Below are 25,404 nucleotides of genomic sequence, written 5' to 3'. Positions count from 1 at the left end.
GGCAAAGCATTGGTGTTGACGTTTAGGCGGTGGATACTCGCGACACGTTGGCCAGACACACTCGATGCAATCGCAGGCAACCAGCGCGCACGTTGGATTGGGTTGAGCTTACGAGGGCGGGCTGCCCTGGCGTTACGGGCAGTTAAAACCAGGCGGTCACGATCAGGTTAAAAGGTCATAAAAAGACGCCGAAAAACGGGCAAAGTCTTTGAAAACTCTAGAGTTGTCCGACAATCGTGTGCATGAAAAACTCTTCATAAACCCTCGGCTCGAACGTTGGTAGTTTTCCCGGCGCTGACCAATAATTCGAGTCCTAATAATGAATAACAAAACTCTTAAAAGCGCCTTGGCGCTTTGCGTTTCGCTTGCCTCTACACAGCTGCTCGCCGGTGGCTTCGCCCTCAATGAACAAAGCATCAGTTCAATGGGCACAGGCTACGCCGGGCGTTCTTCCTCGGCCGACGACGCCAGCACGGTGTTCGGCAACCCGGCCGGCATGTCGCGCCTCAAGCACAATGAAGTCAGCATCGGGGCGACCTACCTGGATGCCAAAACCAATATCAAGGACGCCAGCTCCAGCCAGGGCGGCGTCGATAACCCTGGCACCAACAAGGGCGACATGGTCCCCGGCATTGCCGTGCCGATGGGTTACCTGGTTACGCCGATCGATGAACACTGGGCATTTGGCCTGGGCATCTACGCACCGTTTGGCCTGGTGACCGACTATGAGCACAGCTTCCAGGGCAATGGTTTTGGGAGTAAGAGCAAGATTGAAGTCCTCACCGTGCAGCCGACCGTCAGCTACGCGTTCAACGACAAGGTGTCGGTAGGTTTCGGCCCGACCTTCAACAAAATCAGCGGCGAGCTTGACTCCAAGGTGCCGGCGTTCGGGCTGGGTACGGAAACGGCCAAGATCAAGGGCGACGACACCGCGATGGGCTTTAACGCCGGTATCCTGGTGCAGGCGCTGGACAGTACCCGCGTCGGCCTCACCTACCATTCGCAAGTGGTGTATCACTTGAGTGGTCATACCGACGCCTCGGGCGTGCTCTCCGACCTGTTGGACGGCGGGGCACAGAAGTACGACGCCAAGCTGAATGTCACCACGCCGTCTTCCGTGGACCTTTCCGTTACTCACCAGCTGACCGATGCCTTGACCCTTTACGTGGGCAGCACCTACACCCGCTGGAGCCAGCTGAAGAAGATCACGGTGAACAATTCCGGCGTGTCCGAACTGACGGCTGAGCTGGCAGGCCTGGGTTCCATCACCGAGCAGGAGCACTGGCACGACACGTGGTCCCATGCGATCGGCCTGTCGTATCAGCTCAACAAACAACTGGTGCTGCGCACCGGCTTCTCGGTGGACCAGACGCCGACCAACAACACCGACCGTTCCGTACGGATTCCTACGGGCGACCGTACCGTGTTCAGCCTGGGTGCCGGCTGGACACCGGTGGATAACCTGACGTTTGACGTGGCCTATTCCTACCTGAAGGAAGAGCCGATCAAGATTCGCGACAACAACCCTCAGTTGGCGCTGACCTACGACGCCAAATATGAAAACAGCGCCAATGGTTTCGGGGGTTCGGTGACTTACCGCTTCTGATCGAGGCAATCCGGCGAAGAGCCAGTTTATTGGCATGGCTCTTTGCCAGTTTTGTTGACATCAATGCTGTCATTTACGGCGCGTGTTGGTTAGATTGAAAGCTACTCAGCTTTTAAGACATGGACTGTCATGACTACGTTAACGCCTGTTATCGCGACCAATCCCCTTATTGTTCGGGCTGCGACCACCGCGCCTCACGCCACCCTGGCGAACACTGTCGATGTCTCACCGACGCGGCCTTCCGCAGTGGTCAGCCTTGGCAATCCGCCAGCCGATGTCGTCGATACCTATTCTCGAAACGGCTTGTTGCCCGGCCAGGAAAGCGTGCGGACCTGGGAAAACAACAGCGATGATTCGATCACCTGGGTCATCAACGCCAACTTCCACTCGGTCACTACGGCCAGCCGCTACAGTGGCCTGGGCGCTGCGTTAGTGGACCAATTCACCAAAGGTGGCGGTGCCGCTATTTCCCAGTCGCTGCTCAACACCACAGCTGACCGCGCTGGCGACACCGATGCAATCAAGGCGGACCAGACGCTGCTGCACAGCAAGGCCGACAACCAGGTCAGCCTCAGCATCAAGACTGCCAGCGCCAAGACCGTCACGTTCAGCCTGTCCAACCAGAAAGATGGTCTGGGCGTGCAGGCCACCGTAGAAGGCGGGGAGTTGACCGCCGATGAACTCAAGGCCGTCGGCCAGTTGGGCAGCGCATTCCAGGCCTCGGTCGACGGGCTGACCGCCGTGCCGCCGAAACTCGACTTGAGCAGGCTGACTCAGTTCGACGCCAAGCTGCTGTCGTCGGTGGACCTCAATGCCAAAGTGAAGGACTCGAACGGTGAGGACATTACCCTGGCCTTTCATGCCGACAGCGAGAGCCGTACCACGCGCATGAGTGGCCCGGCGGGTCAGATTGACCTCACGGTGGACCTGAGAAACGCGGCGATCCTAGGCAATGCCAAGCAGCAGGCCAAGGCGCTGCAAACCTACCTAGCGCAGTTCGACCGCGTCGAGCGGCGCGGCAGTGCCAACGCGGACCTGATGGCCATGTTCAAGGACGCGTTCAGCGCCATGAACAGCAACTATCCGCCCGGGGCTGGCACTGCAAACCCGCTGACGAATAACCCGACCGACAAAGGCTTGCTGACGGGCCTGGCTGACTTCAAGGCCTCGATCAAGCAGGCGGCGGGCGCGCCCAATTCGATGCGTCGGTCGGAAGTTGGGGGCGTTTCCTACAGCGTGTCGCAGAAGACCCAGGTCAATGGCCGCAGCACGGGCGACCGCAGCGTCACCCAGAACCAGCAATCGCTGCTGTCGGCCAGCTTCCATAAAGGCCTCGACGGTGGCAAACCGCCGGTTTTTGACGGCTCTCGCGAATCGCAGAATTACCTGTATGTGCAAGTGCAGGACAAGGCCAGCAGCACCGCAAACTTCGCCTATAAAGATGGCCGACTGACAAATGCGTCCGTTACCCAATCGGCTTCCCAGAACACCCACACGCAGAAGTACGTGATGGGCAACCGGGTGCAAGACAGCGTGGTGCCGAAGGAAGCCTCAACCAAGCGCGACTACCTAGCGCTGCTTGAGCACGCCGCCCAGCAGAGCAAAAAGTCCAAGGATGCCCTGGAGCAGTCAACCTTGAAGGATGCCTTGGCCAACATGCATGACTCGATCCTGTTGCAGAACGATCCGGATGTGCTGATGCGCTGACGTTCGGCGTGGTCAAAGCGGGAAGGCCCAGTCATGAGCCTTCCCGTTTTTTTGCTCGACCAGCGCGCCTGCGCGGGCCAGATTAGGCTTTTGAATCGATTCGATATTCTGTAGCCTTGCGCAGCTTCACCCGTGCTTGATGAACACAATCACTTCGTCCGGCGGCGCCCGAAAGGCTCCAAAGCCGGTGGTACACTCGACTTTCGCGCAACTGCGCCTGCAGGTCTTGCGAACATGACGCAAATTTCCGAACGCCTACTGGTTCAAGCTCACCTCGACGCCAAGCAGCCCAAGGCGCTCAGCGCCGAAGAAGAGGCAAGCCTGCGTGCCGCCATCGCCGCCGAGCTCAAGGCTCAGGACGCGGTGCTGGTCGCCCACTTCTACTGCGACCCGGTGATTCAGGCCCTGGCCGAAGAAACCGGCGGCTGTGTCTCCGACTCCCTGGAAATGGCCCGCTTCGGCGCAGCCCACCCGGCCAAGACCGTACTGGTCGCCGGTGTGCGTTTCATGGGCGAGACCGCCAAAATCCTTACGCCCGAAAAACGCATCCTCATGCCCACCCTGGAAGCCACCTGCTCCCTGGACCTTGGCTGCCCGGTGGAGGAATTTTCGGCGTTCTGCGATCAGCATCCCGAGCGCACGGTGGTGGTGTATGCCAACACGTCGGCGGCGGTCAAGGCGCGGGCCGATTGGGTCGTTACCTCAAGCTGCGCACTGGAAATCGTCGAAAGCCTGATGGACAACGGCGAGACGATTATCTGGGGGCCGGACAAGCACCTGGGCACCTACATTCAGCGCCAGACCGGCGCCGACATGTTGCTGTGGGATGGCGCGTGCATCGTCCATGAAGAGTTCAAGTCCAAGCAGCTTGAGGACATGAAGGCGCTGTACCCGGACGCTGCGATTCTGGTGCATCCGGAGTCGCCGACGTCGGTGATTGAACTGGCGGACGCCGTGGGTTCCACCAGCCAATTGATCGCAGCGGCCCAGCGCCTGCCGAACAAGACGTTTATCGTCGCCACCGACCGCGGCATTTTCTACAAGATGCAGCAGCTGTGCCCGGACAAGGTCTTCATCGAGGCACCGACTGCCGGCAACGGCGCGGCCTGCCGCAGTTGCGCGCATTGCCCGTGGATGGCGATGAATACACTGGAGCGCACGCTGCAGTGCCTGCGTGAGGGCAGCAACGAGATCTTCGTCGAGCCGTCGGTGATTCCGCAGGCGGTGCGGCCGCTCAAGCGCATGCTCGACTTCACCCAGGCGGCGCGCCTGAAACTGGCTGGCAACGCTTAATTTAATTGTAAACACGGTTAAAAATGTGGGAGCTGGCTTGCCTGCGATAGCATCACCCTGGTCTGCCTGATAGACCGAGGTGCCTGCATCGCAGGCAAGCCAGCTCCCACAGTTGTTTTGTGTCGTTTGGAATTACTTCTTCTGCTTCGGGACACGCACCAGCTGCGTATCCGAATAGATGTCATGCCAGCTGCGTTTTTGCTTATCAAACAGCGACCAGATAAACCCCAGCCCTACGCACAACCACGACGCAATCGACACCACAAACCGCAACAGCGCCTGCCATAGGCTGATCCGCGAGCCGTCGGCGTTCTGCACGCGCACGCCCCACACCTGCATGCCCAGGGTCTGGCCGGAATAGGTCCAGAACTTGGCGAAAAAACCAAATAACACAAAGAACAGAATCGTCGACAGCAACGGGTCACCGTCCAGTGCGCCAGACTCGGTGAGCGCGCGCATCTTCGCCTCGCCGATAAAGGCCATCCACACCAGCTTGTAGATGAACGCTGTGACGATCAGCAAGGCAGTGCACAGGAGAAAGTCATAAAACATCGCTGCCAGGCGACGGCCCAGGCCAACGGCGGGAAACTCGCCTTGGGGGCTCAGCAGGGGTTTGGACATGGCAGTCTCTCTAGAGAAAAAAGCCATTTTACGAGCAAACGCATATAAAAAAGCCCCTGATGTCACCATCAGGGGCTTTTTGTCGCAGCAAGGATCAGCCTTCTGCTTGTACTTCGTCAGCCTGCATGCCTTTCTGGCCTTGCACGGCGATGAACGTCACTTTCTGGCCTTCTTTGAGGCTCTTGAAGCCGTTGCCCTGAATAGCGCGGAAGTGCACGAACAGATCCGGACCGCTTTCTGGAGTGATAAAACCAAACCCTTTCTCGTCGTTAAACCACTTGACGGTACCGCTCTGACGATCAGCCATTTTCTTATTTCCTTGACGCAAAAAATTAATGACAGCCCCTTTCACATGAAAGAGTACTGGGCTGAGTTGCAGGAAAGTAAGAGACGTCGAACGGGTTGTAGCAAACTTTGGCTACTGCCCAGGTCCAGGTTCAAAGCGACCCATGCAAACACAGTGGGCAAACTCTACGCCAACTAATAGAGAAAAAACAAGCCCCGCCAAAAGCCCAGCGTTTGCTCGGCTTCATGACTGTTTGATGATTAATGTGGATCCCACTTATTCAATAGAGTTGATCACTTGTTATAGGTTGTTGGCTATTACATTGACTATCGTCAGTGCACTGTTTTATGGCGGTTGCGTTACAGTTTAGTGCACGTTAACGCAACCGCGTTACTTATAGGAACAGTCAATCAGCCACGGAAGTAACGTTGTGGCACAAATGGCATTTTACTTACACGTAATGGCACCTTTTTCCCACGTACCAACGCAGACACTTCGGTGTCCAGAGCGATGAATGCGCTGTCCAGGTAACCCATGGCAAGCGGGCCGCCCAACGTCGGGCCAAAGCCGCCGCTGCACACGCTGCCGATCACGGTGCCCTGCGCATCGACGATCTCTGCACCTTCACGCACCGGGGTACGTTCCTGTGGCAGCAGGCCGACACGCTTGCGGCTCACACCGGCTTGTTGCTGGGTGAAAATCCGTTCGGCGCCGGGGAAGCCACCGGCACGCGCGCCATCGGCACGGCGAGCCTTGGAGATAGCCCACAACAGGCTGGCCTCAATCGGCGTGGTGTCGGTGTTCATGTCGTGGCCGTAGAGGCACAGGCCGGCTTCCAGGCGCAGCGAGTCACGGGCGCCCAGGCCGATGGCCTGCACTTCGGCCTCGGCCAGCAGGCTGCGCGCCAGGCTCTCGGCGTTGGCGGCGGGCACGGAGATTTCAAACCCGTCTTCGCCGGTGTAGCCGGAGCGGCTGACATAGCAGTCCACGCCCAGCAGGCGCAGGGTAGCGAACTGCATGAACGTCATCTTGGTCACTTCCGGCGCCAGGCGCGCCAGTACCTTCACCGCCGCCGGGCCTTGCAGGGCCAGCAGGGCGCGTTCTTCAAACAGCGGCTCGATCGTGCACTGCTCGCCAATGTGTTGGCGCAGGTGCGCCAGGTCCTGGTCCTTGCACGCGGCGTTGACCACCAGGAACAGTTCGTCGTTACCCAGGTTGGCCACCATCAGGTCGTCGAGAATGCCGCCCTGATCGTTGGTGAACATCGCGTAGCGCTGCATGCCGACCGGCAGGTCGATGATGTCGACCGGCACCAGGGTTTCCAGGGCCTTGGCGGCATTCGCGCCGGTCAGGCGGATCTGGCCCATGTGCGACACGTCAAACAACCCGGCCTGTTCACGGGTGTGCAGGTGTTCCTTCATCACGCCCAATGGGTATTGCACCGGCATGTCGTAGCCGGCGAAGGGCACCATGCGCGCGCCCAGCTCGAGGTGCAGCGCATGCAGTGGAGTTTTCAACAGGGTTTGGGTGGACATATTCAGCTCCTGAAAAACGTGCGGACGCGCCGTTAGGCGTCAGCACTCGATAATGTTGACCGCCAAACCGCCACGGGCGGTTTCCTTGTATTTGCTTTTCATGTCGGCGCCGGTCTGGCGCATGGTGCGGATGACTTTATCCAGCGAGACGAAATGCTGCCCGTCACCGCGCAAGGCCATGCGCACCGCATTGATCGCCTTGACCGAACCCATCGCATTGCGCTCGATGCACGGCACCTGCACCAACCCGCCAATCGGGTCGCAAGTCAGGCCGAGGTTGTGTTCCATGCCGATTTCGGCGGCGTTTTCCACTTGGGATACGCTGCCGCCCAGCACTTCACACAGTGCCCCGGCTGCCATCGAACAGGCCACGCCGACCTCGCCCTGGCAGCCGACTTCGGCGCCCGAGATCGAGGCGTTTTCCTTGTACAAAATCCCGATGGCGGCGGCGGTGAGCAAAAAGCGCACCACGCCGTCTTCATTGGCGCCGGGGATAAAGCGCATGTAGTAATGCAAAACGGCCGGCACAATCCCGGCCGCGCCGTTGGTGGGCGCCGTGACCACGCGGCCGCCGTTGGCGTTTTCTTCGTTGACCGCCAGCGCGTACAGGTTAACCCAGTCGAGCACCGACAACGGGTCGCGCAGCGCCGACTCGGGGTTCTTGCACAGCTGGCGATGCAACGCGGCCGCGCGGCGCTTGACCTTCAAACCGCCGGGCAAGATGCCTTCATTGCGACAACCTGCATCCACACAGTCCTGCATGACCTGCCAGATGTTCAGCAAGCCAGCGCGGGTTTCCGCTTCAGGGCGCCAGGCACTTTCATTGGTCAGCATCACCTGGCTGATCGACAGCCCATAGGTGGCGCAATGCCCAAGCAAGTCCTTGGCGTGCTTGAAAGGGAAGGTCAGCGGTGTGGTGTCTTCGACAATCCGGTCGGCGCCGGCCGCGTCTTCGTCCACCACAAACCCGCCACCGACCGAGTAGTACTCGCGGCTGCGGATCTGGATGCCGGCGGCGTCGAAGGCCCGAAAAATCATGCCGTTGGGATGGTAGGCCAGCGGTTTGCGAATCATCGCCAGGTGTTCTTTCTCGTTGAACGCAATGCTGTGTTCGCCGAGCAGGTTCAAGCGGCCGTCGCTGCGCATCTGCGCCAGGCGTGCAGCCACGGTTTCAGTGTTCACGGTGTCCGGGTGTTCGCCTTCCAGGCCCAGCAACACGGCCTTGTCGCTGCCGTGGCCTTTGCCGGTGGCGCCGAGGGAGCCATAGAGTTCCACCTTGATGCCGGTGGTGGCGCTCAACAGGTTGTCGCGCTTGAGGCCTTCGACAAAGCGGGCGGCGGCGCGCATCGGGCCAACGGTGTGGGAACTGGAGGGGCCGATGCCAATCTTGAACAGGTCGAACACGCTAAGGGACATGGTTGTTCTCCGGTTTCTTATTATTTTCTGGATGTACTCGGCCTGACTGTGGAAGAGATCCATGTGGGAGCAGGCAAGCCAGCTCCCACACTTGACCCTGTTCCGTCAGTCAGGGTTACGCGTAGCTCTCAATCGACGGGCACGCACACACCAGATTGCGGTCGCCAAACACGTTGTCGACCCGGCCAACCGGCGGCCAGTACTTGCCTTCGATCAACGACGCAACCGGGTACACCGCTTGTTCACGGCTGTACGGGTGGGTCCATTCGCCGACGATTTCAGCGGCCGTGTGCGGCGCGTTTTTCAGCGGGTTGTCGTCCTTGTCCAGCGTGCCGTTTTCCACCGCGCGGATTTCTTCGCGGATGGCAATCATCGCGTCACAGAAGCGGTCCAGTTCTTCCTTGGATTCACTTTCGGTCGGCTCGATCATCAAGGTGCCGGCCACCGGGAACGACATGGTCGGCGCATGGAAACCAAAATCGATCAGGCGCTTGGCCACGTCGTCCACGCTGATGCCGCTGCTGTCTTTCAATGGGCGCAGGTCCAGGATGCACTCGTGCGCCACCAGGCCATTGCTGCCGGTGTAGAGCACCGGGTAGTGCTCTTCGAGACGACGGGAAATGTAGTTGGCATTCAGGATCGCCAGCTGGGACGCACGCTTGAGGCCCGCGCCGCCCATCATGCTGATGTACATCCAGGTGATCGGCAGGATGCTCGCGCTGCCGAACGGCGCCGCGCACACCGCGCCTTCCTTGCGTTCCATGGCCGCGTGGCCAGGCAGGAACGGGGTCAGGTGCGATTTGACGCCAATCGGGCCAACGCCCGGGCCGCCACCGCCGTGCGGGATGCAGAAGGTTTTGTGCAGGTTCAGGTGAGACACGTCGCCGCCGAACTTGCCCGGTGTGCACAGGCCCACCATCGCGTTCATGTTGGCGCCGTCGATGTACACCTGGCCGCCGTTGTCGTGAATGATGCCGCAGATTTCGCGGATGCCTTCTTCGAACACGCCGTGGGTGGACGGGTAGGTGATCATCAGCGCCGCGAGGTGCTCGCGGTGCTCGATGGCCTTGGCGCGCAGGTCTTCGATGTCGACGTTGCCGCGTGCATCGCAGGCGGTCACGACCACGCGCATACCGGCCATGTTGGCGGTCGCGGGGTTGGTGCCGTGGGCCGACGACGGGATCAGGCAGATGTCGCGGCGCTCTTCGCCACGGCTCTGGTGATAGGCACGAATGGCCAAGAGGCCGGCGTATTCACCTTGGGAACCGGCGTTCGGCTGCAGCGAGATGGCATCGTAACCGGTGGCCGCGCAGAGCATGGCTTCCAGCTCGGACGTCAGTTGCAGGTAGCCAGCGCTTTGCTCGGCCGGGGCGAATGGGTGCAGGGCACCGAACTCGGCCCAGGTCACCGGGATCATTTCGCTGGCGGCGTTGAGCTTCATGGTGCACGAGCCCAGCGGGATCATGGTGCGGTCCAGCGCCAGGTCCTTGTCGGCCAGCTTGCGCAGGTAGCGCATCAGCTCGGTTTCGGAGTGGTAGCGGTTGAACACCGGGTGGCTGAGGATCGGCGATTGGCGCAGCAGGGCGGCCGGCAGGGTGCTTTGAACGTTGGCGTCGAATTCCGGCAGGGCTTTGCTGTCGGCGAAGATCGACCACAAGGCTTCGATATCCGCCTGGGTGGTGGTTTCGTCGACCGACAGGCCCAGACGCTCAGCATCCACCACACGCAGGTTGATGCGCTGGGCGCGTGCCTTGTCGTGCAGGGCCGCGGTGTTGGCGCCGGTGTTCAGGGTCAGAGTGTCGAAGAAGTGTGTTTGCTCAACCTTCAGGCCTAGCGCGCTCAGGCCTTTGGCCAGGATCGCGGTCAGGTGATGAATGCGGTTGGCGATCTGGGTCAGGCCTTTGGGGCCGTGGTACACGGCGTACATGCTGGCGATGTTGGCCAGCAGCACTTGGGCGGTGCAGATGTTGCTGGTGGCCTTCTCGCGGCGGATGTGTTGCTCGCGGGTCTGCATGGCCAGGCGCAGGGCCGGCTTGCCGAAACGGTCGACGGACACACCGACCAGACGGCCCGGCATGTCGCGCTTGAACGCGTCCTTGGTGGAGAAGTACGCCGCGTGCGGGCCACCAAAGCCCAGCGGCACGCCGAAGCGTTGTGCGCTGCCGATGGCCACATCGGCGCCGAACTCACCCGGCGGGGTCAGCAGGGTCAGGGCCAGCAGGTCGGCGGCGACCGCGACCAAGGCATTGGCAGCGTGGAAACGCTCGGTCAGTTCGCGGTAATCAAACACGTCACCATTGCTGGCCGGGTATTGCAGCAGGGCGCCGAAGAATACGCTGACGTCGGTCAGTTCACGCTCGTCGCCCACCACCACGTCGATACCCAGCGGCTCGGCACGGGTGCGCAGCACGTCGAGGGTTTGCGGGTGGCTGTGGATCGAGGCGAAGAAGGCGTTGCTGCTTTTGTTCTTGCTCAGGCGCTTGCAGAAGGTCATGGCTTCGGCGGCGGCGGTGGCTTCGTCGAGCAACGACGCGTTGGCGATCGGCAGGCCGGTGAGGTCGCTGATCAGGGTCTGGAAGTTCAGCAGCGCTTCGAGGCGGCCTTGGGAAATCTCGGGTTGGTACGGGGTGTAGGCGGTGTACCAGGCCGGGTTTTCCAGCAAGTTGCGCAGAATCGGTGACGGCGTGTGGCAGTTGTAGTAGCCCTGGCCGATGTAGGTCTTGAACAGTTGGTTCTGGCTGGCGATGGCCTTGATCTTGGCCAGGGCCTGGGCTTCGCTCAAGCCGTCTTCCAGGCCGAGCACGCTGGTGCCCTTGATGCTTTCCGGGATCACGCTGGCGCTCAGGGCTTCGAGCGAGTCAAAGCCCAGCTTCGCGAGCATTTGCTGCTCGTCTTCCTGGCGTGGGCCGATATGACGGGCGATGAATTCGTTGGCGGTGCTGAGATTGATCGTCATGGCGCGCTCCTCAGGCTTGGGCGTTGGCTTTGATCAGGCGGTCGTACGCATCCTGATCCAACAGCTTAGCCACTGCATCGGCATCGGCGGGTTTGAAGCGGAAGAACCAGCCTTCGCCCATCGGGTCTTCGTTGACCAGTTCCGGGCTGTCGCTGAGTTTGTCGTTTACGTCGAGGACTTCGCCGTCCAGCGGCATGTACACGCCGCTCGCTGCCTTGACCGACTCAACGGTGGAGGCTTCTGCGCCCTTGGCGTAGGCCTGCAACTCCGGCAGTTGCACGAAAACCACATCACCCAGCGCGTTCTGCGCGAAAGCGGTGATGCCCACGGTGACGCTGCCATCGGCTTCGGCGCGCAGCCATTCGTGATCTTCAGTGAAACGCAACTCGCTCATGGAAACTCCTCAGGGCCAGATTCGTCTGGTGGACGGGATTGGAATAATGAGGAGTTACTTAGCAATATCGCGGCCAATGTTATTAATTTGTTATAAATCAACGGGTTAATAAAATCAGCGAGGAAGTGGAAAGATTTGCCTGTAGCGATTTCGCTACAGCTTGACCGTTGAAAAAAAGCCTATGTGGATCAAAGCCTTGCATGGCGCGCAAAAAACAGGGTTGTAGCGATATCGTTACGCTGTAGCGCTTTCAGTACAGTGGATGTCGTTCTCAGACCCAATTTGGTGAATGATGCAATCCCTGTGGGAGCTGGCTTGCCTGCGATGCAGGCAACTCGGTCTGTCAGTTGAACCGAGGCGATGCTATCGCAGGCAAGCCAGCTCCCACCTTTGAACCACGTTTATTCAGTCAGGGTTTGTTTGGGATGCCGTACTTGCGCAGGCGATGGGCAATCGCGGTGTGCGAAGTCTGCAGGCGGCTGGCCAGTTGGCGGGTCGAGGGGTAACTGGCGTAGAGCTTTTCCAGCAGGCTGCGCTCGAAGTCTTCCACTGCCTGTTCCAGGCTGTCGACTTCTCCGTCGCTCTGGCGCGCCACGGAGGTGCCGGCGATGTCCAGGTCGCCGATGTCCACCAAACTGCTTTCGCAAATCGCGGCGGCGCGGAAGATCACGTTTTGCAGCTGCCGCACGTTGCCCGGCCAGCGGTTGCCCAACAGCGCCGGATAGGTGCCTGGCGCCAGGCGGCACACCGGGCGCTGGATCTGCGCGCAGGCCTGCTGCATGAAGTAGCGGGCGAGCAGCAAGATGTCCTGGCCGCGCTCGCGCAACGGCGGCACTTCGACGTTGAGCACGTTGAGGCGGTAGAACAGGTCTTCACGAAAGGAGCCTTCGCTGACCATCTTTTCCAGGTCGCGGTGGGTGGCGCTGAGGATGCGCACATTGACCTTTACTTCGCGGTCGCCGCCAACGCGCCGGAAGCTGCCGTCGTTGAGAAAACGCAGCAGCTTGGCCTGCAGATACGGTGACATCTCGCCGATTTCATCCAGAAAAACCGTGCCTTGGTTGGCCAGCTCCATCAGCCCCGGCTTGCCGCCGCGCTGCGCGCCGGTAAAGGCGCCGGGGGCGTAGCCGAACAGCTCACTCTCGGCGAGGTTTTCCGGCAGCGCCGCGCAGTTCAAGGCCAAAAACGGCGCACTGTGGCGCGCGCTGATGGCGTGGCAGGCCCGCGCGACCAGCTCTTTGCCGGTGCCGGTTTCGCCTTGGATCAACAGCGGCGCATCGAGTGCGGCGACGCGCTGCGCACGCGCCTTGAGGGTGCGAATCACTGGTGATTCGCCCAACAATGCATCAAAGCCTTCGGCATGGTCATGGTGCAGCGCCGACAGTTGTTCGCCGATGCGGTTGGGCTGGTACAGCGTCAGCAGGGCGCCGGCGTCGGTGATCGGCGTGGCGTCCAGCAAAAAGGTCTGGCCGTTGACGCTGATTTCGCGCAGTGGCAGGCGAAAGCCGTGTTCCAGCAAGGTCTCCAGCAGCGCCGCGTCGTTGAACAGCTCGCTGATGCTTTCCCCCGCTGGCTCGCGGCCGTACAGGGCGATCAGCGCCGGGTTGGCCAGCAGGATCTTGCCGGCACTGTCCAGCGCCAGCACCGGGTCGGTCATGGCGGCCAACAGGGCGTCGAGTTGCAGGTGGCGGCGTTGGCCGGGGAGGATGTCCACCACCGTGACCGCCTGTACGCCGTGCACGCTGAACAGTGCGTCGCGCAGTTCTTCGAGCACCTCGGCGCTCAGCGTCGGCGCGTCGATGTAGACGTTGGGCGGCACCATCTCCACCGCATCCAGGTTGAGATTACGCCCACCGAGCAGGGCCAGGACTTCCTGGGTAATGCCGACGCGGTCGATGAAGCTGACGTGGATACGCATGGGGCGGTTTTTGGTTCTGGAGTGCGGGAGGTGGCAAGTATGCCTTGGAGCGGATGGAGATCAAAATGTGGGAGCGGGCTTGCTCGCGAATGCGGTGTGTCAGTCGCTTGATTTATTGACTGAAAGAGCGCATTCGCGAGCAAGCCCGCTCCCACACTGATGGTGTTGTGTCAGTGCAAACTTGTTATTCCAGGTGCTCGGGCTTGATCGGATCGCCCGCCTTCACATCCAACTGATGCCGTACATCCTCAAACATCAAGTCGTACTGCTTGTGCATTTGGCCGTTAAGCGTCGCAATCTTCGGCATGCCATATTTCTGCGCGATGTTCATCGCATGCCGGGCGAAATCAAAGGCCTGGTCCTTGGGCAAAAAGAATTCCTCCTTGAGGTCCTTGCCCTGCACCGAACCGTGCAGCTTGAAGAGCATTCCCTTGCCTTCCTTTGGGTCCTGGCTGACCTCGTAGTCGATGCACAGGTTGTAGCTGTAGTCATCCTTGTTGAGCGCGTGACGTTCGACGTGCAAGTGACCGGGTTCAAAGGTGGCCATAGGCGTATCTCCTTTACTTCACAGATAGGTGATGCCAGGTTTTGCCGTGCTGATGCGCGTACCGGCACTGCCCTGGACGATGGCTTCGATGTCCGAGAGTGAACCGATGACGGCGGTTTTTCCAGTCTGGCGGGCGAACTCGCAGGCGGCTTGTACCTTGGGGCCCATGGAGCCGGCGGCGAAACCGAGTTTTTCCATGTCGTCGGGGTGGGCTTGGCCGATGGCTTTCTGGGTCGGCTTACCGAAGTCGATAAAGGCGGCGTTGACGTCGGTGGCGATCACCAGCAAATCGGCGTCCAGTTGCGCGGCCAGCAGGGATGAACACAGGTCTTTGTCGATCACCGCCTCAATGCCGCGCAGCTTGCCGTCCTCGCCATACATTGTCGGGATGCCGCCGCCACCGGCGCAGATGACGATGGCGCTTTTTTCCAGCAGCCACTTGATCGGGCGGATTTCAAAGATGCGTTTGGGGCGCGGGCTGGCGACCACACGACGATACTTATCGCCGTCCGGGGCGATGGCCCAGCCTTTTTCGGCGGCGAGTTTCTCGGCTTCGGCTTTGGCGTATACCGGGCCGATGGGTTTGGTCGGGTTTTTGAAGGCCGGGTCCTTGGCGTCCACTTCCACCTGGGTCAGCAAGGTGGCGAACGGCACTTCGAAGTCCAGCAGGTTGCCCAATTCCTGTTCGATGATGTAGCCGATCATGCCTTCGGTTTCGGCGCCCAGCACGTCCAGCGGGTACGGCGACACGCTGGTGTAGGCCGCCGCCTGCAACGACAGCAGGCCGACTTGCGGGCCATTGCCGTGGGCGATCACCAACTCGTTGCCGGGGTGGATCTTGGCGATCTGTTCGGTGGCGATTCGGATATTGGCGCGTTGATTGTCCGCGGTCATGGGTTCACCACGGCGGAGCAGGGCGTTGCCGCCCAGGGCTACGACGATGCGCATAAAGAATGTCCTTCTAGAATTCAGCAGGGTCTTTGAGCGAAGCGCAATTCATGTGGGAGCCGGGCTTGCCCGCGATGGCATCACCCTGATGTTCCTGAGAAACCGAGGTGTCCGCATCGCAGGCAAGCCTGCTCCCACATTGATCGAGTTCCCACTCAAGATTTAGATATCCGCCAGCGCCGACACCAGAATCGCCTTAATGGTGTGCATGCGGTTTTCCGCTTGCTCAAAGGCGATGTTGGCCGGCGACTCGAACACCTCTTCGGTCACTTCCACGCCATTGGCCAGGTTCGGGTAGCGCGCGGCGATGTCCTTGCCCACCTTGGTTTCGCTGTTATGAAACGCCGGCAGACAGTGCATGAACTTCACGCGCGGGTTGCCCGAGGCCTTCATCATTTTGGCGTTGACCTGGTACGGCAGCAGTTGCTCGATACGCTCGTCCCACGCTTCCACCGGCTCGCCCATCGACACCCAGATATCGGTGTGGATGAAGTCCACGCCTTTGACCGCCTCTTTCGGGTCCTCAGTGATGGTGATGCGCGCGCCGCTTTCTTCGGCAAATGCCTGGCACTGCTTGATGAAATCCTCGTGTGGCCACAGGGCTTTCGGCGCGCCGATGCGCACGTCCATGCCCAGCTTGGCGCCGATCATCAGCAACGAATTGCCCATGTTGTAACGCGCATCCCCGAGGTAGGCGTAGCTGATGTCATGCAGCGGCTTGTCGCTGTGTTCGCGCATGGTCAGGGTGTCGGCGATCATTTGGGTCGGGTGGAATTCGGCGGTCAGGCCGTTGAACACCGGCACACCGGCGAACTTGGCCAGCTCTTCGACGATTTCCTGTTCAAAGCCACGGTACTCGATGGCGTCGAACATGCGGCCCAGGACGCGGGCGGTGTCTTTCATGCTTTCTTTGTGGCCGATCTGCGACGACACCGGGTCGATGTAGGTGACGTGGGCGCCTTGGTCGTGAGCCGCCACTTCGAACGCGCAACGGGTGCGGGTCGAGGTTTTTTCGAAGATCAGCGCGATATTTTTGCCCTGCAGGTGTGGGCGCTCGGTGCCGGTGTATTTGGCGCGCTTGAGGTCGCGGGACAGGTCCAGCAGGTAGTGCAGCTCGCGGGTGGTGTGGTGCATCAGCGAGAGCAGGCTGCGATTGCGCATATTAAAAGCCATGGTGGATCTCCTTCTGTTTAGGTTATCCCCTTGGCCGGCGCCTCATGAGCGGCGGCCAAGGTTTGAAAGTTAGTAGTCGATTGGGTCGCGGATGATCGGGCAGGTCATGCAGTGGCCGCCGCCACGGCCGCGACCGAGTTCACCGGCGCTGATGGTGATGACCTCAACACCGGCCTTGCGCAGCAGGGTGTTGGTGTAGGTGTTGCGGTCGTAGCCGATCACCACGCCAGGCTCCACGGCCACCACGTTGTTGCCGTCGTCCCACTGCTCGCGCTCGGCGGCGAAGCTGTTGCCGCCGGTCTCGACCACGCGCAGGGCCTTGAGGTTGAGCGCTGCGGCGACGGTTTCGAGGAAGTTGGTTTTCTCCCGCTGGATATCGATGCCGTGTGGCTTGCTTTCATCCGGGCGCAGGGTGAAAGGGATGATCTGGTTGACCACTTCCGGGAAGACGGTGACCAGGTCGCGGTCGCAGAAGCTGAACACCGTGTCCAGATGCATCGCCGCGCGGGATTTGGGCAGGCCGGCAACGATCACGCGTTCCACGGCTTTGTTTTTGAACAGGTTGCGCGCCAGTTGGCCGATGGCCTGGTGGGACGAGCGTTCACCCATGCCGATCAACACCACGCCATTGCCAATCGGCATGACGTCGCCACCTTCCAGCGTGGCGGCTCCATGCTCCTGGTCGGGGTCGCCGTACCAGATCTGAAAGTCGGCGTTGGTGAACTCGGGATGGAATTTGTAGATGGCCGAGGTCAGCAGGGTTTCCTGGCGTCGCGCTGGCCAGTACATCGGGTTCAGCGTCACGCCGCCGTAGATCCAGCAGGTGGTGTCGCGGGTGAACTGGGTGTTGGGCAGCGGCGGCAGAATGAAGCTTGCGTGGCCAAGGAAGTCGCGGAACATCTCGATGGTCTTGCCACCGAAGCTGCTCGGCAGGTCATCGGCCGACACGCCACCGATCAGGTACTCGCTGATTTTGCGCGGCTCAAGGCTGCGCAGCCAGGAACTGACTTCATCGACCAGGCCCAGGCCCACTGTGTTTGGGGTGATCTTGCGTTCCAGAATCCAGTCCAGCGCTTCGGGGATGGCAACGATGTCGGTCAGCAGGTTGTGCATTTCCAGCACATCGATATCCCGCTCGCGCATCTTGGTGACGAAGTCGAAGTGGTCGCGCTTGGCCTGGGCTACCCACAGCACGTCATCGAACAGCAGTTCATCGCAGTTGTTGGGGGTCAGCCGCTGGTGGGCCAAACCTGGGGAGCACACCATGACTTTGCGCAGTTTGCCGGCTTCGGAATGTACGCCGTACTTCACTTTTTCCGTGGTCATTACAGATCCTCCAGTAGAAAACACTTACAGAGTCAGGAAGCCGTCGTAGAGGCCGTAGGCAGCCACCAGGGCGCCCACGACGACTGCGGCGAAAATCAGCTTCTCGACATGGGTGAAAATCGGTTTGCCCAGTTCATGCTTGGCCTTGGCGAACAGAATCACGCCAGGGGCATAGAGCAGGGCGGACAGCAGCAGGTATTTGACGCCGCCGGCGTAGAGCAGCCAGACCGCGTAGATCAGCGCGATGGCACCGATGAACAGGTCTTTCTTGCGTTCGCGCAGGGCGTTTTCGTAGGTCTCGCCGCGCACCGCCAGCAGCAGCGCGTAGGCCGCTGACCACAGGTAAGGCACCAGGATCATCGAGGTGGCGAGGTAGATCAGCGAGAGGTAAGTGCTGGCGGAGAACAGCGTGATCACCAGGAAAATCTGCACCATGGCGTTGGTCAGCCACAGGGCGTTGGCCGGCACGTGGTTGGCGTTTTCCTTGCGCAGAAACGCCGGCATGGTGTGGTCTTTGGCGGCGGCGAACATGATCTCCGCACACAGCAGCACCCACGACAGCAGGGCGCCCAGCAGCGAAATGATCAAGCCGACGCTGATCAGCACCGCGCCCCAGTGACCGACCACATGCTCAAGCACGGCGGCCATCGACGGGTTCTGCAGCTTGGCCAGTTCCGGCTGGGTCATGATCCCCAAAGACAGTACGTTCACCAGCATCAGGAACAGCAGCACGGTGATAAAGCCAATCACCGTGGCCTTGCCGACGTCGGAGCGTTTTTCCGCCCGCGACGAGAAGATGCTCGCGCCTTCGATGCCGATGAACACCCACACGGTGACCAGCATCATGTTGCGCACCTGATTCATCACACTGCCCAGGTCCGGGTTTTTCACGCCCCAAATGTCAGCGGTGAAGATGTCCAGCTTGAACGCGAACAGTGCGATCAAAACAAACAGCACCAGCGGCACGACCTTGGCGACGGTGGTCACCAGGTTGATAAACGCCGCTTCCTTGATCCCGCGCAGCACCAGAAAGTGCACGGCCCACAGCAACACCGACGCGCCAATCACCGCGGCCGGGGTGTTGCCTTCGCCAAAGATCGGAAAGAAGTACCCGAGGGTGCTGAACAGCAACACGAAGTAACCGACGTTGCCCAGCCACGCGCTGATCCAGTAACCCCAGGCCGACGAGAAACCCATGTAATCGCCGAAACCGGCCTTGGCGTAGGCGTACACGCCGCCGTCGAGGTCGGGCTTGCGGTTGGCCAGGGTCTGGAACACGAAGGCGAGGGTCAGCATGCCGATGGCGGTAATTACCCAACCAATCAACACCGCACCCACATCGGCGCTGGCAGCCATGTTTTGCGGCAGTGAGAAGATCCCGCCGCCAATCATTGAGCCCACGACCAGTGCAACCAGCGCGCCTAATCGAAGTTTTCCGGGAGATTCAGACATTGCATGACTCCAATGCAGGAGAAGAGAGACCACAGAATAATTCCGTGCGCTAATCAAACAGCTGACTCAGATCACTTCATTGGCACATTCCATTGTGAATTAATGACTTAGGGTTAAGATCCCCGGGCGATAGTGTTCCTCGCAAAGTCGCGTCCCAGAGCGGCTCTGCGTTGTGATTAATTATTTAGTGCGTTCAGGCGGACTTTTGAAGCTAGCCCCTTTTGCTGAATGTGCAAACTTTTTCGGGACGGGCTGCCAAATAACCGAGGGCTGGCAAAGTGCCTGCCTATTTAAATTCTAAATAAACCTAAACTATATAAACTGTCATGCCATTACGTTATGAGCTTGACGGTTTTATCGCTATCTTTAATAAACGCTACACTCGCTGAATTAATTAGTTGAGTGCACGGTCGTCAGCTCAATTGTTAGTTATTCAGGAGTGTTCATGTCGCAACCGGCCCAAAAACTCAAACTCAGTGCGCTGATCGCGCTGGTGGTGGGCTCAATGATTGGCGGGGGGATTTTCTCCTTGCCGCAGAACATGGCGGCGCGCGCTGAAGTGGGCGCCATATTGATTGGCTGGGCGATCACCGCCGTGGGCATGCTGACGTTGGCCTTCGTGTTCCAGACCCTGGCCAACCGCAAGCCCGAACTGGATTCCGGGGTGTATGCCTACGCCAAGGCCGGTTTTGGCGACTACATGGGGTTCTCGTCGGCCTGGGGTTACTGGATCAGTGCGTGGATGGGCAATGTCGGTTACTTCGTGTTGCTGTTCAGCACCCTCGGCTACTTTTTCCCGGTGTTCGGCCAGGGCAATACGCCGGTCGCCATCGCCTGCGCCTCGCTGTTGTTGTGGGCCGTGCATGTTCTGGTGATGCGCGGGATCAAGGAGGCGGCGTTCATCAACCAGATCACCACCGTGGCGAAGATCGTGCCGCTGCTGATGTTTATCGTGATCGCCGGCGTGGCGTTCAAGGCGGATATCTTCACCCGTGACATCTGGGGCCTGGGCAACCCGCAAGTCGGCAGCGTGGTTGATCAAGTGCGCAACATGATGCTGGTCACCGTGTTTGTGTTCATCGGTATCGAAGGCGCCAGCGTGTATTCGGCGCGGGCCGAGAAACGCTCGGACGTCGGCCGGGCCACGGTGATCGGGTTTCTTGGCGTCTTGGCACTGCTGGTGCTGGTGAATGTGTTGTCCTTGGGAATCATGAGCCAGCCGGAGTTGGCGCAGTTGCAAAACCCGTCCCTGGCGGGTGTGCTGGAACATATCGTCGGCCCTTGGGGCGCGATGGCGATCAGCATTGGCCTGGCCGTGTCCTTGCTTGGCGCCTTGCTGTCCTGGGCGCTGCTGTGCGCGGAAATTCTCTACGCCACTGCCCATGACAAGACCATGCCGGCCTTCCTGAAAAAGGAAAACGCCAACCAGGTGCCGGTCAACGCACTGTGGCTGACCAATGTGATGATCCAGATCTTTCTGGTGATCACGCTGTTTTCCCACAGCACCTACACCACACTGATCTACCTGGCCTCGTCGATGATTCTGGTGCCGTACCTGTGGTCGGCGGCGTATGCGGTGCTGTTGAGTGCGCGTGGCGAAACCTACGAAGGCGCCCGCCGCCAGCGCATGAAAGATTTGCTGGTGGGCCTGATTGCCCTGGCGTATGCCGTGTGGCTGCTTTATGCCGGCGGCTTGAAATACTTGCTGTTGTCGGCGCTGCTGTATGCGCCCGGTGTGATTCTGTTCGCCCTGGCCAAGCGCGAGCAGGGCCAGCCGTTGTTCACCTCTGTGGAAAAAGGCATTTTCAGCTGCGTTGTCGCCGGCGCAGGGTTGGCTGCATATGGCTTGTATGGCGGGGGATTGTCGTTGTGAGACTGGCGTATCAGCCGCCCTATGACTGGGCGGCGATGCTGGGCTTTTTGTCCCTGCGTGCGATCACTGGGCTGGAAAGTGTCGAGGCGGGTGTGTATCGGCGCAGCATCCGTGTTAACGGTTGCCACGGCTGGATCAGCGTTGCGCCGGGCGCGGGCGATTGGTTGGACGTTGGCGTGGAGGTTTCTGACGCGGCGGTGCTTGCTGAGATCGCGCGGCGCTTGAGAGCCATGTTCGACCTGGACGCCCAGCCCGGGTTGATCAATGCGCAATTGGCCGCCGACCCATTGATGGCGCAGCTGGTGGCGGCGCGTCCGGGCCTTCGCGTGCCGGGCGCGTGGGACGGTCTGGAACTGGCGATTCGCGCGGTATTGGGCCAGCAGATCACGGTGGTGGCAGCCATTCGCCTGGCGGGCAAACTGGTGGCGCAGTACGGCCAGCCACTGGCAACCCCACACGCGGGTATCACCCATCTGTTCCCGACGCCGGAGGTGTTGGCGCAGGCGGATCTGGCGACGTTGGGCATGCCCAAGGCGCGGGGCCGCACGTTGTCCGGTGTGGCTCAGGCGTTGCTGGATGACCCGCAGTTGTTTGAGCCCAAAGCCAGTCTCAACGACGGCGTGGCCCGGCTGGTGGCCTTGTCGGGGATTGGTGACTGGACCGCGCAGTACATCGCCATGCGTCAGTTGCGTGAGCCGGATGCGTTTGCGTCGGGGGATATTGGGTTGATCAACGCGTTGGCGGCATTGGAAGGCGGGCCGGTTTCGGCGCGCCAGTTATGGGTGCGGGCTGAGGCGTGGCGGCCGTGGAGGGCGTATGCGGCGCAGCATTTGTGGGTGTCGCTGCACCGGGCGGATTGATGGCGTCTGTCAGGGCCTCTTCGCGGGCAAGCCCGCTCCCACATGGGGAATGCATTTCAAATGTGGGAGCGGGCTTGCCCGCGAAGGCGGTCTTCAGGTCACCACTGAGCCCGGTGCGAGCCCAATTCCCCCGCCGGCAAATCCCACTGCAACGGCGTGCCGCTGAGGGTGACCGGTGCCAGCAACCGATGGGCCGAACCCCACGCCGTCTGTTCCACCACCAACCCCTGGTCACTCGGCTCTTCAGCCCTTAACGCCGGTTGCTCCGGCACCTGTCCGGCTTCCACCAGCAACTTCGCGGTGCGCGCCAATGACAACCGCGCCGAGCCGCCACGCCCGGATTTCAAGCGTTCGCTTAGCGCCTGGATCGCGCTGGCTGCCATCAAATACCCGGTGGCGTGATCCAGCGCCTGCAATGGCAGTGGCACCGGTTTATCCGACTGCTTCCAGGCCATGCCCGCGTCGGCAATCCCGCTGCTCATCTGCACCAGGCTGTCGAAGCCGCGGCGATTGCGCCACGGGCCGCTCCAGCCGTAGGCATTGAGGCTCACGTCGATCAGGCCGGGGGCAAGGGTCTGCAGTTCTGCGGCGGTGTAACCCAGTTGTTCAAGGGCATCGGCGCGGTAACCGTGAAACAGAATGTCGGCGTCCTTGAGCAGGTCTTCAAACACCTGTCGGCCTTCGGGGCTCTTCAAGTCGAGGCGTGCGCAGCGTTTACCCAGGGTCATTTCCGGCACCACGCCGGGTTCGTTCCAGCTCGGCGAGTCGATGCGCAGCACGTCGGCGCCGAGCCCGGCGAAGAAGCGACTGGCCACGGGGCCGGCCAATACGCGTGTCAGGTCCAGTACCTTGATGCCCGTCAGTGGGCGCGCCACCGAGCCGAGCCAGGGTTTGTCGGTGGGGGTGTCGAAGGTCTGGCGCTGCACCAACTTCTCGGCATTCACCGCCAACCCTTGAGGATGGGTTTGCCAGGCCTGCCACGTACGCATCTGCGCTGCACAGCCGCCGACATCGACGATCGCCTGTTCCAGCTCGGCAGCGTTCCACGTTGCAACTTTTGCGGCCATTTCGGCGCGGTCATTGACCTTGCCCAAGACCTGCTCGGCGGCTGCGCGATGATGCGGGGCGTTGGTGTGCAGGCGAATCCAGCCATCGGCGCAGGCATAGTCGCCGGCGACCGGGTCCCACAGCGGCGGCGTTTCCCATCCCACGGGGCGAATCGAGGACGAAAACCAGAAGGAGGCGAGGCGACGGTCCACACTGACACTGGGCAAACGCCCGGTCTGTTGGTGGATAAGGTGAGCCACGGCCTGGCCGGCTGCGCCAAGGCTGGCGCTGGCCAGTTCGGTGACGGCGAAGGTCGAGGGCAGGGCGCCAGCCTCCGTGAAGGTCAGCGGGGTTTGCGGCAGATCGAGTGCGGCTTGGATGGGAGTCAGCAGGTCAGTCATCAAAGGCCCTCCATTAGAGAAGGGCCACTATAGAAGATCCTCACACCGGTGTGACAACTCCCGGTTCCAGCGGCAGGTCGATGCTGGCGATGAAACCTCCGTCGGGGTGATTGGCCAGGATCAGGCTGCCGCCATGGCGTTCCGCTGCGCGCCGGGCAATCGCCAGACCCAGGCCGTGGCCTTGGGCAGCCTGGCCGGGCGCGCGGTAAAACGGTTCGCCCAATTGGCTGAGGTGTTCGGCTTCGACGCCGGGGCCGTGGTCGCGCACGCTGATCAGAATGCGCTCGCCGTGGCGCCGGGCGTGCAACTCGATCGGTTGTCCCTGTGGGTTGAAGCGCTGGGCGTTGCGCAGCAGGTTATCCACGGCGCGCTCGATCATGGTCGGCCAGCCCTTGAGCGTCAGATCGGGCTCGGCGTTCAGTTGCACCACCTGGTCCGGAGCACCGAGCTGGGCGTCCTTTTGCAGGCTCTTGAGCAGCGGGTTGAGGTCGACTTCTTCGGCGCTCGCGTTGTCGGCATCGACGCGGGCCAAGACCAGGATTTCGCTGATCAGGGCTTCCAGGCGATCACACTCGCGGGTCAGGCGTGGCCAGAGTCGTTCGCGTTCTTCGGGGCTGGCGCGTTCGGCCAAGGCCAAGGCAATGCGCAGCCGGGCGAGCGGCGAGCGCAACTCGTGGGACACGTCGCGCAGTAACTGGCGCTGGCTGCCGATCAAGCTTTGCAAACGCGCGCCCATGCGGTTGAAATCAGTGGCCAGCACGCCGAACTCATCGCGGCGGTTGGCCAATTTCGCCAGGCTGTTTTGCTGATAGGTGGCCTGGCCGAGGTCATGCACCGCGCCGCGCAGGCGGCTGAGCGGGCGGGTGATGGACAGCGTCACCAGCAGGCTGAACAGGGTCAGCACCACCAGCGCAATCGCCAGCGCGCTCAACGGCCACGTCAGGCTGTTTCGGTGCCATTCGTCCAGTTCCGGGTGCGGGATGCGGTAGATCAGCAGGTAGGTGTCGCCGGTTTTTTCACTGGTGTACTCGGCGGTCAGGCGGCGCCACGGCAGGTGGCCGTCCTGGTTGTCATTTTGCCGGGCCTCGAAGGCGGCGGCGCGCCGGGGGAACGTACCGCGCACCACCGGCTCGCCGCTCTCATTGAGCACTTGCACGTCGATGTGGTACTGGCGTTTGCGTTGTTGCAGCAAATCCTGAGCGGCGTCCTCGCCCTGGGCTTCGTAGAGTTGCGTCCACTCCTGCGGCAGGTTGTTGAGGCCGGGGTGGCGGCTGAGAATCCAGGCGTCCTGGTTGAGCATGTGCCCAAGCAGGATCGACAGCCCGGCAACCAAGGCGATGGCCAGCCAGAAACTGGCCAGGATGCGCCAGAACAATGAACGCACAGGAAACCCTCAAGCAGGAAAAGCCCAGCGGCGCGAGCCACTGGGCTGGGGTGGTAAAGCTAGAGCATTATTGCGCTTTTTTCGGCTGCTGGGCTTTCCAGGCCTGGAATTCCTTCCACTCGGCGCGGCGCTCGGCTTGTTTCTTGACGATCTCGTCGAATTTCTTCTGTTGATCGGGCTTGAGCACGGCGCGGATGTCGGCCTGGGTTTTCTGCTTGGCGGCCGCCATTTCGTTTTTCATGGCTTGCTGGTCAGCGGCTGGCAGTTTGTCCAGGTACTTGCGCACGATCTCTTTGCGGCCGTGCCATTGTTCGCCCATCAGCTTGCCGATTTGCTCGCGCTGTTCGCGGCTCAGGTCGAGTTGGCTGAACGGGCCGCCTTTGCCACGCGGACCGTGTTCACCACCGGGGCCCGGGCCACCCATCATGTGGCCTTCAGGGCCGCCCATCGGGCCTGGGCCTTCTGGCGCGGCGGCCATGGCAACGGTTGGCAGGGCAGCGGCGAACATCAAAGCGATAAGGGTCTTGCGCATGGTGATTCTCCTGTCTCTATTCCGGTGAGTCCGGATGTGAGTAGGTTACTCAGATCAAGGTCAGCGGCGGTCAGGTGTGGGTAAAGCTTGGGTAAAGAGGGGGTTGGTGGGGGCTGACAAAACTTGGGG

The 25,404-nt window shown here is 61.0% G+C and carries 20 protein-coding genes; 5 read left to right on the top strand and 15 right to left on the bottom strand.

The genetic code is table 11. The features are described 5' to 3' along the window. The first annotated feature begins 319 nt into the window (after positions 1–319). The 3 genes from FPT15_RS24420 to nadA all read left to right on the top strand — a co-directional run bounded on the left by FPT15_RS24420 (position 320) and on the right by nadA (position 4,606). Positions 320–1,606, top strand: a complete 1,287-nt coding sequence (locus tag FPT15_RS24420) for an OmpP1/FadL family transporter (RefSeq protein WP_145165345.1) — start codon at positions 320–322, stop codon at positions 1,604–1,606. 129 nt (positions 1,607–1,735) lie between these two features. Next, a complete protein-coding gene (locus FPT15_RS24415; protein ID WP_256676510.1) occupies positions 1,736–3,313 on the top strand; it encodes a lactate dehydrogenase in 1,578 nt (525 codons plus the stop codon). A 234-nt stretch (positions 3,314–3,547) separates the two neighbouring features. Beyond that, positions 3,548–4,606, top strand: a complete 1,059-nt coding sequence (gene nadA, locus FPT15_RS24410) for a quinolinate synthase NadA (RefSeq protein WP_145165343.1) — start codon at positions 3,548–3,550, stop codon at positions 4,604–4,606. 132 nt (positions 4,607–4,738) lie between these two features. On the opposite strand, the gene FPT15_RS24405 is transcribed toward nadA, so the two are convergent. The 12 genes from FPT15_RS24405 to arcD (FPT15_RS24350) form a co-directional block, all read right to left on the bottom strand. Continuing rightward, positions 4,739–5,227, bottom strand: a complete 489-nt coding sequence (locus FPT15_RS24405; protein WP_145165341.1) for an RDD family protein — start codon at positions 5,225–5,227, stop codon at positions 4,739–4,741. A 94-nt stretch (positions 5,228–5,321) separates the two neighbouring features. Further along, a complete protein-coding gene (locus FPT15_RS24400; RefSeq protein ID WP_003220045.1) occupies positions 5,322–5,534 on the bottom strand; it encodes a cold-shock protein in 213 nt (70 codons plus the stop codon). Positions 5,535–5,923: 389 nt separating this feature from the next. Continuing rightward, positions 5,924–7,048, bottom strand: a complete 1,125-nt coding sequence (gcvT, locus tag FPT15_RS24395) for a glycine cleavage system aminomethyltransferase GcvT (RefSeq protein WP_145165339.1) — start codon at positions 7,046–7,048, stop codon at positions 5,924–5,926. Between the two features lie 39 nt (positions 7,049–7,087). Next, positions 7,088–8,464, bottom strand: a complete 1,377-nt coding sequence (locus tag FPT15_RS24390) for an L-serine ammonia-lyase (RefSeq protein ID WP_106578399.1) — start codon at positions 8,462–8,464, stop codon at positions 7,088–7,090. Positions 8,465–8,579: 115 nt separating this feature from the next. Further along, positions 8,580–11,420, bottom strand: coding sequence for an aminomethyl-transferring glycine dehydrogenase (gcvP, locus tag FPT15_RS24385; protein ID WP_145165336.1), 2,841 nt, complete (start codon positions 11,418–11,420; stop codon positions 8,580–8,582). A 10-nt stretch (positions 11,421–11,430) separates the two neighbouring features. After that, the gene (gcvH, locus tag FPT15_RS24380; RefSeq protein WP_145165334.1) at positions 11,431–11,814 is read right to left on the bottom strand and encodes a glycine cleavage system protein GcvH; all 384 of its coding nucleotides are present in this window, start codon (positions 11,812–11,814) and stop codon (positions 11,431–11,433) included. A gap of 409 nt (positions 11,815–12,223) precedes the next feature. Then, positions 12,224–13,732, bottom strand: coding sequence for a sigma-54-dependent transcriptional regulator (locus tag FPT15_RS24375; RefSeq protein ID WP_145165332.1), 1,509 nt, complete (start codon positions 13,730–13,732; stop codon positions 12,224–12,226). A gap of 184 nt (positions 13,733–13,916) precedes the next feature. Next, positions 13,917–14,279, bottom strand: coding sequence for a DUF5064 family protein (locus FPT15_RS24370; RefSeq protein ID WP_145165330.1), 363 nt, complete (start codon positions 14,277–14,279; stop codon positions 13,917–13,919). An 18-nt stretch (positions 14,280–14,297) separates the two neighbouring features. Continuing rightward, positions 14,298–15,227, bottom strand: a complete 930-nt coding sequence (arcC, locus tag FPT15_RS24365; RefSeq protein ID WP_145165328.1) for a carbamate kinase — start codon at positions 15,225–15,227, stop codon at positions 14,298–14,300. A 162-nt stretch (positions 15,228–15,389) separates the two neighbouring features. After that, positions 15,390–16,400 carry an ornithine carbamoyltransferase gene (locus FPT15_RS24360; protein WP_027605559.1) on the bottom strand — a complete coding sequence of 337 codons (1,011 nt, stop codon included), beginning with the start codon at positions 16,398–16,400 and terminating at the stop codon, positions 15,390–15,392. A 69-nt stretch (positions 16,401–16,469) separates the two neighbouring features. Further along, positions 16,470–17,726, bottom strand: coding sequence for an arginine deiminase (arcA, locus tag FPT15_RS24355; protein WP_145165326.1), 1,257 nt, complete (start codon positions 17,724–17,726; stop codon positions 16,470–16,472). A gap of 24 nt (positions 17,727–17,750) precedes the next feature. Next, positions 17,751–19,178, bottom strand: a complete 1,428-nt coding sequence (gene arcD / locus FPT15_RS24350) for an arginine-ornithine antiporter (RefSeq protein ID WP_145165324.1) — start codon at positions 19,176–19,178, stop codon at positions 17,751–17,753. 445 nt (positions 19,179–19,623) lie between these two features. On the opposite strand from arcD (FPT15_RS24350), the gene arcD (FPT15_RS24345) reads away from it, so the two are divergent. Both arcD (FPT15_RS24345) and FPT15_RS24340 read left to right on the top strand, forming a co-directional pair. Beyond that, positions 19,624–21,051: an arginine-ornithine antiporter gene (gene arcD / locus FPT15_RS24345; RefSeq protein ID WP_145165322.1), complete on the top strand. Its 1,428-nt coding sequence runs from the start codon at positions 19,624–19,626 to the stop codon at positions 21,049–21,051. After that, positions 21,048–21,911, top strand: a complete 864-nt coding sequence (locus FPT15_RS24340) for a DNA-3-methyladenine glycosylase (RefSeq protein WP_145165320.1) — start codon at positions 21,048–21,050, stop codon at positions 21,909–21,911. Before arcD (FPT15_RS24345) ends, FPT15_RS24340 begins: the two co-directional genes overlap by 4 nt. Positions 21,912–22,009: 98 nt before the next feature. Here FPT15_RS24340 and FPT15_RS24335 read toward each other — a convergent pair whose 3' ends face one another. The 3 genes from FPT15_RS24335 to FPT15_RS24325 form a co-directional block, all read right to left on the bottom strand. Beyond that, the gene (locus tag FPT15_RS24335; RefSeq protein WP_145165318.1) at positions 22,010–23,359 is read right to left on the bottom strand and encodes a CoA transferase; all 1,350 of its coding nucleotides are present in this window, start codon (positions 23,357–23,359) and stop codon (positions 22,010–22,012) included. A gap of 40 nt (positions 23,360–23,399) precedes the next feature. Next, on the bottom strand, positions 23,400–24,743 hold the full coding sequence (locus FPT15_RS24330; RefSeq protein ID WP_145165316.1) for a HAMP domain-containing sensor histidine kinase: 1,344 nt from the start codon (positions 24,741–24,743) through the stop codon (positions 23,400–23,402). A 67-nt stretch (positions 24,744–24,810) separates the two neighbouring features. Further along, positions 24,811–25,275 (bottom strand): LTXXQ domain protein, encoded by a 465-nt coding sequence (locus FPT15_RS24325; RefSeq protein ID WP_145165314.1) that lies wholly within the window; start codon positions 25,273–25,275, stop codon positions 24,811–24,813. Positions 25,276–25,404 lie beyond the last annotated feature (129 nt).

This window comes from Pseudomonas sp. RGB (assembly GCF_007713445.1).
In the GTDB taxonomy this organism is placed as follows: Bacteria; Pseudomonadota; Gammaproteobacteria; order Pseudomonadales; family Pseudomonadaceae; genus Aquipseudomonas.
This window is presented reverse-complemented; position numbering and strand designations above follow the sequence as displayed.